This window comes from Rhodopirellula sp. JB055 (assembly GCF_043100905.1).
GTDB lineage: Bacteria > Planctomycetota > Planctomycetia > Pirellulales > Pirellulaceae > Rhodopirellula.
In genome coordinates this window covers 1-14201 of sequence record NZ_JBICHO010000502.1, presented here as the reverse complement: position 1 = coordinate 14201, position 14201 = coordinate 1, and the positions used below count along the sequence as shown (strand labels likewise).

The 14201-nt window shown below is 55.3% G+C and carries 8 protein-coding genes and 2 pseudogenes; 4 read left to right on the top strand and 6 right to left on the bottom strand.

All coding sequences use genetic code 11. From position 1 onward, the window contains the following. Positions 1-302 precede the first annotated feature (302 nt). A complete protein-coding gene (locus tag ACF8AM_RS19650; protein ID WP_392557282.1) occupies positions 303-1169 on the top strand; it encodes a hypothetical protein in 867 nt (288 codons plus the stop codon). 82 nt (positions 1170-1251) lie between these two features. Here the strand turns inward: ACF8AM_RS19650 and ACF8AM_RS19645 are convergent, their stop codons facing one another. The 3 genes from ACF8AM_RS19645 to ACF8AM_RS19635 form a co-directional block, all read right to left on the bottom strand. Beyond that, positions 1252-3339, bottom strand: a complete 2088-nt coding sequence (locus ACF8AM_RS19645) for an SHD1 domain-containing protein (protein WP_392557281.1) — start codon at positions 3337-3339, stop codon at positions 1252-1254. Between the two features lie 332 nt (positions 3340-3671). After that, positions 3672-4757, bottom strand: a complete 1086-nt coding sequence (gene ald, locus ACF8AM_RS19640) for an alanine dehydrogenase (RefSeq protein WP_392557280.1) — start codon at positions 4755-4757, stop codon at positions 3672-3674. Positions 4758-4760: 3 nt separating this feature from the next. After that, positions 4761-5984, bottom strand: coding sequence for a sulfatase (locus tag ACF8AM_RS19635; RefSeq protein ID WP_392557279.1), 1224 nt, complete (start codon positions 5982-5984; stop codon positions 4761-4763). 152 nt (positions 5985-6136) lie between these two features. Here ACF8AM_RS19635 and ACF8AM_RS19630 point away from each other — a divergent pair, with 152 nt between their 5' ends. Next, positions 6137-7078: a WecB/TagA/CpsF family glycosyltransferase gene (locus ACF8AM_RS19630; protein WP_392557278.1), complete on the top strand. Its 942-nt coding sequence runs from the start codon at positions 6137-6139 to the stop codon at positions 7076-7078. A 24-nt stretch (positions 7079-7102) separates the two neighbouring features. Here the strand turns inward: ACF8AM_RS19630 and ACF8AM_RS19625 are convergent, their stop codons facing one another. Then, on the bottom strand, positions 7103-8269 hold the full coding sequence (locus ACF8AM_RS19625) for a S49 family peptidase (RefSeq protein WP_392557277.1): 1167 nt from the start codon (positions 8267-8269) through the stop codon (positions 7103-7105). A 210-nt stretch (positions 8270-8479) separates the two neighbouring features. On the opposite strand from ACF8AM_RS19625, the pseudogene ACF8AM_RS19620 reads away from it, so the two are divergent. Then, positions 8480-9601: pseudogene (locus ACF8AM_RS19620) on the top strand (O-antigen ligase family protein); the annotation flags it as partial. A gap of 301 nt (positions 9602-9902) precedes the next feature. Here the strand turns inward: ACF8AM_RS19620 and ACF8AM_RS19615 are convergent. Next, on the bottom strand, positions 9903-12617 hold the full coding sequence (locus ACF8AM_RS19615) for an adenylate cyclase (protein WP_392557276.1): 2715 nt from the start codon (positions 12615-12617) through the stop codon (positions 9903-9905). Positions 12618-12920: 303 nt separating this feature from the next. On the opposite strand from ACF8AM_RS19615, the gene ACF8AM_RS19610 reads away from it, so the two are divergent. Then, the gene (locus tag ACF8AM_RS19610; RefSeq protein ID WP_392557275.1) at positions 12921-13880 is read left to right on the top strand and encodes a deoxyhypusine synthase family protein; all 960 of its coding nucleotides are present in this window, start codon (positions 12921-12923) and stop codon (positions 13878-13880) included. 32 nt (positions 13881-13912) lie between these two features. On the opposite strand, the pseudogene ACF8AM_RS19605 reads toward ACF8AM_RS19610, so the two are convergent. Then, a pseudogene (locus ACF8AM_RS19605) lies at positions 13913-14201 on the bottom strand (hypothetical protein); the annotation flags it as partial.

The window sequence follows — 14201 nt, the reverse complement described above, 5'->3', positions numbered from 1 at the left end:
GGTTTGATGGCGGGCGATGTGATCGAACGCGCCGGTGGGAACGCCGTCAAATCGGTGAGCGAGTTGCAACTGATCATCGCGGAAGCCAAGCGACAAGGTGTCCCATTGCGATTGATCATTCGTCGTGGGAACACCCGGATGATTGTCCCTCTTCAGTGACGACGATGAATCCATCTGCCGAGATGGATGAAACGAATCTTGAATGAATGCAAACGGGCCAGTGAAATTCACTGGCCCGTTTTTGTTTATACTTCGGGCGGCATTGAGTTCTTTCGACAATCATTCAATACAAGACACGGTTCATGTCCCACGCCCCTCACTCACCGTACAGCCAACCGGTTCCGAACTCTTCGAATTCCGGCGGTGGATCGTCGAAGAACACCGTGATCATCGTGGCGATCATTTCCGTGACGATGCTGTTGATGTGTGGAGGTGTTTTAGGACTGGGGTACTACGCGGTGGAGCGACTCGCGAAAGAAATCAACGCCATGGATTACGACTACATGGTCGACGATGAGGACACCCCCGCCGCGTTGCTGTTCGCGTTGACGGAAAATGAAACCATTCAAGAACATGTGGGCGAGATTGAGTCGATCGAGTTCGCCCCGGAGCACAACCTCGACAATTCGATCTACGCCGATGAGTACTACTATCGCGTGATTGGAACCACGGGCGAGGCAATCGTTCGCGTTGAGCTCAGTGCCAGTGAAAAGGAATGGTTCGACCGCGTGGAATTGATTCCGGACGAAACCGACTTGGACACTCGCGTGCAGTTGGAAACGATTCAGGTTCCCTTCGATTCCGCGATGGGTAGGTCGACGTATGAGTTGGTCAAAGAGAACGCAACGATCCAAGACGAAGTCGGTACCGTTCAGTATGTCGCCTACGATTGGGACTTGACCGACAAATACACGGACGAAGACGAAGCCAGCTACATGTTTGTGGTCGAAGGCAACATGGGAGAAACGCACGTGCGAGTGCTGTTCAACGACTACGACTATGAGACCGTCGAGCGGATCGAGTGGATGGAGGACCCAAACGCACCCGAACTTCTATATGGCGAACCCGAGGAAGGCTCACAGTTGAAGGAAGCGACTCCGCCAGCAGATGAGCCCGAGACAAACGATTCTGAGACAAACAGTGGCGAATCAAGCGAGGAGTCGGTCTGATTTGCCAGTTCGGTGGTGTCTTCGGAAGTTAACGTGAAGGGACCCATGAAACGGATCTCGCTCACTGCCGGAACAGCTTCTGCTATTTCCCAATCTTCTGAGCCAATTCTTTCAAGGTGCCCTCGCCAATCAATCCTTTCGTGCGCGGCAAATAGGTGGCTCCGGCTCGCGGAAGTGCGATCGTCGTGAACAAGCTCTCAGAAGGCGTGGTCAGTCTTGTAACCGCTTGCTGAGCTGATTCATCAGCTTGAATTCGTATGGTTGACTTCAATTGCTTTTCACCGAATTCGTCGGTTCGGTCGTAAATGGGCATTCCATTTAGAAGCACATGGCGATGGACGGTGGCGGGGACGAACGTGGCGTCAGCGTCGCGGCTCACTTTGAGAAAGTCCTTCAGTCTGATCTTGGTCGGCTTGCCGATGGTACTGCTGAAACGAATTTGCAGCATTCCATTGGGGCCCAGCGTGTACCCCAGAGACTGCAGATTGCTCTCATAGTATTGCTTGACCTGCTGAGCGTGATGTTTTAATCCGCTCACATCCAAGGTCGCGACAGCTCCGCGAGGGATCTTGATCGCACCGGATGTATCAACGGTCGCCGCTGCTGCAATTTGTTCGGGCGTGATTCGCAGCCATTGGATTGTCGCTTCCGTTCCTTCCCCTGTGGTGACACCAATCGTGGTTTCGTCGAACTGCAGTAACGGCTGGCGTGAAAACGGGAGTGCCCAGAGAGGAAGCCCGCTTTCCAAATCGACAATGCATCCACCAATTAAAACCAGGTATTGCGAACCAATCCATGCAACGCCCAACTCACCGCTGTTCCCATTGGTCAGGCCATACGAGTGAACGATTTCTCCAGTCGACAGATCGTAAACGTTTCCACGTCCCACCCCTGTCATTGCCAGTCGCGATCCCGAGGGATCGAACGACAATTTCAAAGGACGCCAACCATCGGTGCGAAAACGGTGGGTGACCTCGTAGGTTTCGGTGTTGAAAACAACGGCCGTGTCCTGGCCCACCGTGCAGGCGACATACTTTCCATGACCACTGACGTCGCAATTGGATCCACCAAGGAATGTGGCGTCAACGGTTCGCGATTCGAGGTCCCAAAGTTGTATTCCGGAGATCGCAACTACCAACAGACGATTCCCGGGGAGGTTGAATTGTTGCGAGATGTGATCGGAAGATGGAAGCCATGCGTCACTTGCTGAGGTCTCGATGTTTGTTCGGTCTTGTTCCAGAGAAACGCGAAGGTACGCATACGGACTGTATTGATTGAGCACCATCGCTGACTTGGCGCCCTCTGTTACTCCTGCGAATTCGCCACCCGTGGAAATGGTCCAGCGAGGAAGCGAGAGATCGAGTGGGACTATGGTGGTTGTGTGTATGCCAGACTTGAAATTGACGGGGTCAATGGCGACAAATTGCATGGTCGAGTCAAACATCACCTGCATCGGGTTTCCAATTCGCTCTGCTTCTACCGTGATCGTCGGCGGCAACGGCAATGACTTGCCGTGATTGGGAATTGGGTCGGCGGTGAAATCGAAATTGGCAACAGGAGCAGTCCGCAAATCGACAGCCTTGGCGGCGGCGAGCGTTTTCGCAAGATCGGGCAAGGGGGCAGGCGAATTGCCGGACGCCGTTTTACGGAAACCGGAGTTTAAAGATGGTTGCTCGGAAGTTGCGGGCGTGGATGAGGACATTGCCTCCGATTGCTCATCGTTCGAACTCCGCAGCCTCAGTTCTTTTTCGGTAACCCATTTGTTCCAGCTGTCGGACCACTTGTCAAAGGTGATGAAGTACTTGCCTGGTTGGACGTTGAGAATGACGCCGGGATGCCAGCTCCCGGTTGAGAAGATTTCGACTTTGGTTCCGATTGGATAGTCGCCAACCATCGCTTTGTATTTTTGGTACGCATCATTGACGTATTTTTGGTCTTTCTCGCTTAGCTTGGCGATTTCGATGGTGACTTCCTTGCCATCTGTTTTCTGCAATTTGACATGCGTTTCATTGGCGTTGGTGATGATCGCTCTGATTCGGAATTTGCCTGACAGATCAGTGAAGTATCTCGGTGATGCTCCCTGCCCAATCGCCACCAAAGGAAGCAAGGCAGCGAACCCAAAAACCGGCCACAGTATCGCTTTGTTTTTAGTGATGTTGGAACGACTCAAAACACGCTGAGTAGCCGCATTTGACCGCATTTGCGCAACAATCCAACTCAGTCGATTCATGATCGAGTCCTGCCAGGTAAGAATTCCTGCCCACCAACACGCGAGCAGTCCCAAGAGGATTCTACATCATCCACGTGAGGGGATCATCTTGAAGGTCTGGAGCATGCCATCCACGAAGTGGCGAATGAGGGAAACCCGTCAGTCGCGGCAGACGGGAGCAGTGGGAAGGAATTCACTGAGCTTGGCGGGAAGCCCGTTCAGATTCGCTCCGTATCGAATTCGCAGCTATGCCAACGCAGGGCCGTTTGGCCCCGGTGCTGCGATTGGTTGGATCAGCCTTGGTAGGCGTTGGAGACGGCTTCGTGCACGATCTTGCCAGCGTGGATGTTGACCGCCGTATGAAGTGGACCGGCGTCCTGCATCACGCCATCCATTCCTGCGTCGGCGACTTTCAATACCCAACGCAAGGTTGCGTTGCAGAGAGCAAAACTGCTGGTCCGGCCGACTGCCCCGGGCATGTTGGCAACGCAGTAGTGAACGACATCGTCGATGATGAAGGTTGGCTCGCTGTGCGTGGTCGGTCGACTGGTTTCGATGCACCCGCCTTGGTCAACCGCGACATCGATGACGACCGCGCCGGGCTTCATGATCCGAAGGTCTTCGGCCCGAACCAAGTTGGGGGCGCGGCCGCCGGGGATCAAAACAGATCCAATCACCAGGTCGGCTCTCTGCAGTTGTTCGACGATGTTGTGCCGGTCGCTGTAGAGCGTGTTCACGTTGGCGGGCATGACATCATCCAGGTAACGCAAGCGATCCAGGTTGACGTCCAGGATCGCCACGTCGGCTTGGAAACCAGCCGCAATTTTCGCGGCGTTGGCTCCCACGACCCCGCCACCAAGAATTGTGATGTGAGCGGGTGCGACACCCGGGACACCGCCTAGCAAAATGCCACGACCCATTTGAGGTCGTTCGAGGAATTTGGCGCCTTCTTGGATGCTCATCCGTCCGGCCACTTCGCTCATTGGTGTCAAAAGCGGTAACTGCCCGGATGCATCGCGAAGCGTTTCGTAGGCCAAGCAGGTCGCGCCGCTGTCCAGCATGGCTTTGGTCAGCGAATCGTCGGCGGCGAAGTGAAAGTAGGTGAACACCAGTTGGCCGGGACGAATCAATTCGTATTCCGACGGCTGAGGTTCTTTGACTTTCACGATCAAGTCCGCTCTGGCGAAAATGTCTTCGGCCGAAGCAGCCAATTCGGCGCCCGCACGAAGGTAATCGTGGTCGGGCAGTCCCGATCCCAGGCCCGCGCCGGCCTGCACCAAAACGGTGTGCCCTGCTTGAGTCAGTTCCGCCACCCCGACGGGCAACATTCCGATGCGATATTCGTCGGTCTTAATTTCCGAAGGCACGCCAACAATCATGAATCACTCTGCTCGATGGAATTCGTTCAATAGGGTTTGGTGAAGTTGATCCGCCTCGTCGAGTCGCAAGCGAACCACGTTGTTGAAATCGTCGACGTCGTCTGGTTTCAAGTACAAGTGGCATTGCTCTTCGGATTCACTTGGCAACGATCGGTCGTCCGAAAGAACGTAGAACCAATCGTTGGTGGTGATGGCGATGGGAGCGTTGCGATGTTGGGTGATAACACGGCCCGATGGCGAGGGCGACGAGGTATTCGAGTGGAAAGATTCGTCGGGCTGGGATTCTGCCGTTGAGGTATCCACAACGTTTTCAGATGCGAATCGATGGGCTGGCAAAAGGTCCCCCTTTGGGTTGGCTAAACGTTCAGCGATCACCGCCGCGACTTCATCAGCCGACGCGACGGTGCGGGATCGCAGTCCGGAGCCGCTCGAGCAAATCAAAGGCACGTGCAGGTGACACGTTCGCCATGGTCCTGTGCGATGCCCGATCGAACCGTTTTGACCGAGGGCAAATCCGCTGGTCCCGCTGAGCACAATCGTTTCGTCGGGATCCAGCACCGACCCCAGAATGTCAATCATCGCATCGACCAATTTGATTTGACACGCGTAGGTTCGCATCCAGGTGGTGATCCAATCGGGATCGTCTTCCGCTGTCAGCGATTGGTCCGGTGGGGTGGCGGATTCCATGATGAAGGGCACCGGGGCGTGATCGTCGCCGAGTTCTTCAACAGGAAGGTCTTCGCCAGTTTCCTCGTCGTAGAAGCTGGGGTCATCTGCGATTGTGTCGTCACTGAGTTCCCGAGGGGCGTCCCAGCAATGGGTGAGGAAACGCGTGTGCAACCAAACGGATTCGCCTTGTGTTAGTCGGTCGGCAGCGACGGCCGTCAAGCGTCCGATCGAAGTGTCTTCGATATCAATTGTCTCGGCGAGATTTTCGGTGTCCGAATCGTTTTCGAGCAAAACGATTTCTTCGAACACGGACGCCGAATCGCGTTCCAACAATCGCGGGTCGTCGGTGATCACAACGATGCGATTGGCTTGAGGTGATTGGGCCACTTGGTTCGCCCATCGATCCCATTGTTTCAGCGGATTGGTGACGGGCGTGATGGCTCGGTTCCACGTTGTCCCTTCGGCCGCTAAGCGGTCGATGGCCGGCGTTCGATTCCACGAGGATCCATAGGCGGAGATCGCAGCGGGGGTGAATCCTTCCAGGGTGAAGATCAGCATGCGTTGCTTTGGGCCAAAATTGCGTTGCGGCAGAAAACGTGACGTAGGGTTGATTGTGCAGTCTATCGCGGCCGGGTCTCTCTCAAAATGACGGGAGGAACGATTGTCGCGGTTGGAACGATTTTTCAACCTTTCATCGAATACGCGTCGCAATGAATTCGGCTTCTCCTGTCAGTTCGTATCCCGCTTCTCCTGCTTCGGCATCCGCTGTGGTGGTCCCACCAGCTTCGCAAGAAGCCACGGGGAAATTTCAACCGGGACCACGTTTTGGAACCACGGTTCTGACAAAACAAGATGCCAGCAACACGACCGCCCCGCCGTTCGTTCGCGATACCGTGAACGTTTGGGATGTGCCCTTTGATCGATTGGACATGTGGCAGTCGGTCGATGCGATCGATCAATTGATTCTGGCTGGCACGCCTCAGTACGTCATCACAGCGAACCTGAACTACTGCATGCTGCATCATCGATCGACGCAGCTTCAGCAGATCACACATCGAGCCGCGTTGGTTTTGGCGGACGGGCAACCGATCGTGGCTCGCAGCAAATTGACCGACCGACCGCTTCCCGAACGAGTCGCTGGCAGCGAACTGATCATTCACTTGTGCGGGCGAGCTGCCCAACGTGGCCATCGCGTGTACTTCTTGGGCGGCGCACCGGGCGTTGCTGAGAAAGCCTCCCAGCGACTCAAAGCGATGTACCCCGGCCTACGTATCGCCGGTTGTGAATCGCCTCCATTCCGTGACTTGACGCTGGAAGAACAGGCTGCTCAAGACGCAAGGATTCGCGAAGCAGGAACGGATCTGTTGTTCGTCGCCTTCGGGCAACCCAAAGGCGAGCAATGGATCGCGGAGCATGCTGCTCGCATTGGCGTGCCCGTCAGCATTCAGCTTGGTGCTTCGTTTGACTTCTTGGCCGGGACCGCGAAACGGGCGCCCAAAATCTTTCAAAGCATCGGCATGGAATGGGCCTATCGCATGCTCAGCGATCCAAGACGCTTGGTCCCTCGCTACATGTCGAACATCGGCTACCTTTGTTCTGCCTTGACCACCGATTGGAAGAACACGGTCAAAAGCTGGGGCATGACTTCCTGATTTCCAGCGAATTCGAAATCAGCGTCAACCGCCGTTGGAGGTGACCACACTTGGGTCTGGTTGCCAAAGGTACAGGAATGTTGGCATCGCACTGCGATCCAAGCCTGGTAGTTGAATCGGCAAAATCGACGTCATCGGAACATTGGGCGTGACGTCGAATTCGGACATCGCTCGATCGTTGTCTCGACGCAAGAGAATGAGTGCAGGCGAAGGCGAAAGTCCGGCCATGTTGGCGGCAAGTTCCACCGCATCGTTGAGGTATCCGGTTTGGTCGACCAAGCCCATCGCGTGAGCTTGAATGCCTGAGACGACGCGGCCATCGAACGGAATGAAATCGCCAGCATCCACATCGGGCGATCTTTCGTCGGCGTCTTTCATCTCGTCAATGGTCGGTTCTTGTTCGTCGCTCGAGATCACCAGGCGATCCCCTCGGGACAAGCGGACTTGTTCGATGAAACGTTCGTGAAATTCGTCAGCCATTGCTTGCAGCAAATCACGTTCTTCTCGCCGCATCATTCGCTCGGGCGATCCCACGTCGATCTTATCGCCTGATTTGATCGGCAGGGAAACAATGTTGAATTGGCCCAGCGTGTCTTCCTTGTTGTAGTTGTTCAGGATCACACCGATTCCGCCAACGACCGAAGTGGGGTGCGCGACGATCGTGTCCGCGTGGGTGGCCAAGTAGTACGCGCCTCCAGTGCCTGTGGTCATCAAGCATGCCACGACCGGGATGTTGCGTGTCTCTTTGAGATGCTGAAGTTGGTGCGCCAGCATGTCCGAGGCAGTCACACCTCCGCCGGGCGAGTTGATTCGTAGAACCACGGCGGAAATGGTGTGGTCGGATTCGATCCAACGCATTTTTTCGCGAAACAGGGCGACAGGGTTTTCTCCCATGGAACCGAAACCGCTGAAGTTTCGGTCGATTAGCAAACCGTCGACATCGACAATCGCGATCCGCGATTTGGAACCGCCCGAACCGGCGTTGATTTCAACGGGCCGGATGGGCGAAGCCGTGTTGTCGGGCTTGCTGACCGTGTTCATGGTGCCGTTCATATTGATGTCGCCATCGACACCCATGTCGCCGCGGACGCCCATGTCACCATCGATCCGCATGTTGCCCCCAACCAAGGCCCGCATGGGATGCGAGCAACCCGCCATGCCGATCAAGCAAGCCCAGGCGACAACGCTCATGAAGAACGCCTGTGAGAGGGACAATCGGCAAGGTTTTTCGCGGCGCGGCACTTGGTTTCCAGACGCGAGCGGAATGGCGGAAGCGGGGCGAGTGCCAACGATGGATCGCCTGTCTGATCGAATCGAACGTTTTGCTCGGGAGAATGAGTTCGACGCGTGTTATCCGTGTGACACGCACAAGCCGAAGAATCGTTGCAATCGTTAAAGTGGATGATTGGCCTTCGCGACAAAACGGGACTGGATCCGCCGAGTCGTTCTGCGGATGAGCTAGGGTTCGGCATGACCTTGCTTCTCATCTTGATACTGTTGGCGATCATTCCGTGGTCGATCCCGATGCTTCGCGGCGCCCGCACATGGACGTTGGTGATGGGGGTGTTGCTATTGGGGACGGTATTTGGGCCGGCTTTCTTTGCATTCAACAGCTTCATCCAAATCAGTCTGGATCGGTTGCTCTGGGCCGCTGTGATTGGAGTCGCTGCCTATCGTGTGCTGACCGGTGAAAATCGGTTGCCAGCGGTAACTCGAACTGACGGCATCGTGGTCGGGTTCGTTGCCTTGGGGCTGCTGAGCTGTTTGCGATTTGGCATGTTCGGAGAAGCTCAGCCACCGATTGCACGTTGGTTGTTTTACATGGCTCTGCCGTGCAGTCTTTATTTGGTGATGCGGACCGCGACGTTCACGGCTCAAGACATTCGCCGGATGGTCACCGTATTGATTTCGTTGGGATCGTACTTGGCGTTCACGAGCGTGATGGAAATGTTGGACGTTCGTGCGTTGGTGTTCCCAAGGTTTATCAACGATCCAGATGTCTGGGAGTTTTACGGTCGCGGACGTGGCCCCCTTTTGAATCCCGCCGGCAACGGGATTTTGCTGACGTTGGCCTTGGCGGCTTGTGCCAGTCGTTTCTTGGAAAGCGGACGGCACGGAAAGGCGTGGTACACGCTGCTGTCCTTGTTGATCTTAGCGGGGTGCTACGCCACGTTGACGCGAAGTGTCTGGTTGGGAGCAATTGCGGCGATTGGCTGGATCGGATTGATCTATGTCCCACGTCGTATTCGGATCGTGGCTCTGGCCGGTGTGGTTGTCTTCAGTGGCGCGATGGCGTTGGGATTGAAGGACCAAATCATGAGCATGAAACGCGACAAAGCGTTGAGTGCTGCGGACGCGGCGAAGAGCGTGGAGTTGCGGCCACTGCTGGCTTTGGTGGCCTACGAGATGTTCTTGGACAGGCCACTCGGTGGGCACGGCTACGGGCACTACTTTGACGCGGCAGAACCGTATCACACGATTCGACGCCATGGCGTGCCTTTGGAGAACGCTCGTCCCTACATGCAACACAATGTGTTTCTGTCTGTGTTGGTGGATCTGGGATTGATTGGCCTGAGTCTGCACCTGTTGTTGCTGACGGTGCTGTTCTGCTTGGCGTGGCAACTCGCGTCGGCCAAGCACGCTGACGCGACAAGGGCTCAGATGCGAGCGACGTTGTTAGACGTTGGAACAGAAGACCACCGGCGAACAGTTGGCATCTTGATGCTGGGATTGCTCAGTGGTTACGTGTGCAACGGAATGTTCCACGAGGTTGGCATCATTGAGATGGTTCACATGTATCTCTTCGCGACCGCGGGCGTGTTGGTCACGTTGCATCAGTCGTCAGCGTCGCCTGTCGCGAGCCCATCGGTTGGTTGGAATTCCTTTCTCCGTTGGGCGCCCAGTTCGAACGCCGGCCGCGCGGTTGCCCAGGTCGGAAGAGATTCTTCCCCCGGCCAGCATTCGTTCTGAATTCGTTGGGCCAGTTGCGTACCAGTTGTTGACCGCTGTTTCGGGCGGCCCAATCGTCCGGAGTGATGCGGATGGGTTGAAGTGCGTCGGGCAACGGGATGGCGTCGTTGACCGACAATTCCATCAGTGACGAGAGCGCGGCCAAAGGTTCTAAAGCGGTGCTGGGCAGGTTCAACCCGACCAACGAAACACTTTGCAGTTGATCACAGCGTGCCAAGGTTGAGATGCCTTTTTCGGTCAACGCCGTTCGATCCAAACGTAAACGTCGCAAGTTTTTCAAGCTCGGCAGGTGTTGCAGGTCATCGTCACGCAGTGGTGTGGCGATGGCGTTGAGTTCCTGCAGTCCTGGCCAACTGGGGAAATGCTGGGCTAACCCTTGAGGGTAATGGCTGCCTGGTAGGATCAGCGAATGAAGTTGGCGGCACTGCTTCAGGTGCTGGAGTGTGGATGACTTCAGCACGCCTTGTTCGAGCGTGAACGACAGCAGTTGTGGGACATCTTCAATCACGATGTTCCTCGTCTTGGGCCGACGAATCGAAATCTCAGTGAGGCTGGGGAGGTTCTTTACGCGGATGGTTTCCGCACCTGGAGCGATATTCAGGCGGCTGATCAGCGAATTCAGATTCACCAGTTCAACATGCTTGGCTCGCAAGGTTTGGGTGGTGAAGGCTCGACGCAATTTGGGTTGGTCAACGATTCGAACGGTGTCGAATCTCTGCCAAGGCAATTCCAAGACTTCCCAGTCGTTGTGCATGGCCAACAACGGCGGCACGGTGTCGGGATCAATGTGGGCTCCCGAAACCGAAAGTTCGCGAAGTGTGTTGACGCCTTGCAGTTGTCCCAGTTGAGACGGTTCAATCAGGCAGTGATCCAGTTCCAACGACTTCAGATACTTGCAAGTCTTTAGATCGGAGAAATCACACGTGGTCAGATCCATGTCCACAACGTTGAGCGATTGAAGCGATGGCAACGCGGTGGCGAGAGCGACCAATCCCTTGGACGGTCTGGGTTGGGAATGGGCTGGCCCAGGTCGCATGGGTGGGAACATGCGAGTGTCCACCAATCGGCTGACCATCGAACCCGGACGCATTCTGCGACGAAAGTGACGATTGGCTTCGGTGGAGGGCTGTTTGATCCGAACGGTGCGCAGTCGGGGGCATTCCTCGGCTTCCCATTGGTCAATGTTTTCGCCCACGACATCCAGTTTGGAAAGTGAACTCAGACCCGACATCTTCAACGAAGACACTCGGACGATGTAGCCGTCATCGTCTTCCGTGCGAGCCGCGTTTGCTGCCATCGAACCGATTCCCTGCAGGTCTATCAATCGAGGCAATACGAGCAAATGGAGTTCTACCGGAATGCTTGAATCCAATGACAATTTGGTCAGTGCTGGCATCAAGCGAACCGTCACCTGAGCTTCTCGCGGATCGTTTTCGGGATTCTGATGACGGTGACTCAGAGAAAGTGATTGAAGGTTTGGCGACTCTTCAAACAACCACGGTTCGGTGGATGGTCCAATCGTTTGGATATCCAGTGAGGTCAGGGACGGCACGAGCAACTCGTCGGTGCAAATCGACTTGCATGGGATCCGACGCACTGTCAAAGAAGACAAGTGATCCAGTGTTTGCAACTGAAGTTTTGTGCCGGACGCGAATTGCGTTGCGGTATCTGCGTTGTCAAACGAAAGTGAAAGGCTGCGGAGTGCGGGCAGTTGATCGCAGACCGCGTTGGCACTTTCTAGGCTGGGGACATTGGACCAACGGAGTCCGGTGATGAATGGGTTTTTGTCAATCGCATGCAGTGTTTGAGCGTCGATTTCACCGTGTATGGCGATGAACTGAATCGACGGGTGCTTGTCCCAATCGATTGCTTGCACGTCTGATTCGGGGAGGCACTGAACTCGTATTGCGTGAGTCCAAGGGCCACGAAAAGTAAGTGGCAATCGAGCGATCATGGGGTGATTGGTCGACCGCGCCAGTGTGACTCGTGATTGTTTGCCCAACATTCGCAGGTCCCGCTGGGTCGAATAAAAGCACCACGCGGTGGCGACCACGCCCACCGACAAGGTGCTTAGCAGTACGCGGCGGTACAATCCGTTTCCGGCGGGCTTGGGCGACCACAGTACGCTTCCGATCGATTGGCCAGGACGGATGTGATAGGCGGCACTCCCTGCCAGCGCGAGCACACCCAAGCAGAACCAAAGGTCAATCCACAAACCCAGTCCCAATGTGCCCCAGGTCTCCATCCCATCGTGCCCCTCGTTGTGGGACCATTGCGTTTGATAAGCGTCCAAAGGGAAGCCACCCACATACCACAGATGCCGCGGGGCGGTGGTCTGAGGCAGCTCCGCTTCCAAGGCCAACTCTCTGGCATTGGGGGGGCCGACGGATGTGTAGCTGTTGTCACCGACCGTCACGTCGGTCGCATCCCGCAAAAAGTTTTCGGAAACCAATCGAGGTTTCCAAGCGAATCCGAACAAGGCCCCGAGGATAGCCAGGGTCGCGATGGTTCGGATCCAGCGACGTTGGGCCGATTTGAAAGTCACGCGGTTGGGTGGCAGCTTGTTCATGGTTGATTTAACACTGGGCTACGCAAAATGTTTCGCTTTCGTTTCAGACTTCGCATCCAAATTGCTTCGAGTTTCCATTCACTGCAACGGCTGTTCGGTTGCTTTTCATGAACCAAAACGTCTAGAGATGCCCTGGCGACATTGACTGGTTGGAAAGGTAAGATTCGGCGCCATCGCCAAACATGTTTTTTTTGCGTTTAGACGCATCCGGCAGGTGGTTGATCGTTTTGGATGGAAGCCGCGGTTGTCCGCGATGGTGAAACGTTGTGCTTCATCCTCTCTTGTATTGGTTGTTGAATCGCCATGAATGTCACGCAGTTTCTGGAAACGCATTTTCGTCACTTCAACGCCCGCGAATTGGTGGCTTCGGCGAAGGCTTATGGAGACTTTGTCGATGGTGGAGGCAAGATGATGGTGACCCTGGCCGGCGCGATGAGCACTGGAGAGTTGGGGCTGTCTTTGGCGGAGATGATTCGCAAGGGGAAGGTCCACGCCATTACTTGCACAGCAGCGAACTTAGAAGAAGATATCTTCAACTTGGTCGCTCACGACGAGTACGAGATTGTCGAAAACTGGCGCGCACTTTCAGCCGAAGATGAAGTGAAGCTTCGTGATCGGGGATTCAACCGCGTCACCGACACTTGCATTCCCGAAACGGTGATGCGTCACTTAGAGGACCGTTTGGTTCCCATGTGGCAGAAGGCGGCAACTGAGAACGCCGCTCGCATGCCCGCTGAATTCATGTTCGATCTTTTGGACGACGAAGGGCTGGTTCAGCACTACCAAGTTCCTCGTGAGGATAGCTGGGTCGCCGCTGCCAAAGACGCTGGCATTCCGATCTTCACGCCTGGGTTTGAGGACTCCACACTGGGGAACATTTACACCTCGCACGTCATCGACGGCAGTGTTTCCGGTCACGGGGCATACGCCACGGGAACGAAGCAAATGCAGCAATTGGCGGAATGGTATCAAGCCACCATGAAGGATCCGATTGGCTTTTTTCAAATCGGAGGCGGGATCGCGGGTGACTTTCCTATTTGCGTGGTGCCTATGTTGATCCAAGACCTGCAACGTGAAATCCCGTTGTGGGGGTATTTCTGCCAGATCAGCGACGCCACAACCAGCTACGGCGGTTACAGCGGAGCCGTGCCGAATGAAAAGATCACTTGGTACAAGATCGACGCGGACTCGCCCAAGTTCATGATTCAAAGTGATGCAACGATTTGCGCTCCGCTCGTGTTTGCTCACGTGTTGGGGTGGTGATTCAATCGGACGCCAACAAGTGATTCGCGGGTTCAGTCGAGGCTTTGGACTTTTTCGATCAGTGCCTGACGTTCCCGCATGTAGCGTTGTCGCTCGGCCTTGTACGTGTTCGCTTTTGAAAAAGAGCTGAACACGCCAAAGATGGCCATGGCAATAAAAAACAGCCCAAAGAGTGCCATCGGTGGAAACATCATCGCGGCTATGCCGGTCCAAAACAGCGCGAAAACGATCACGAATCCGAACATGAAAATCATGGCCATCGGATTCGGTGGTTGTGTGATTTGGCGACCGTGCTTGTTCGTCCCAAGCAACTTCAAACGC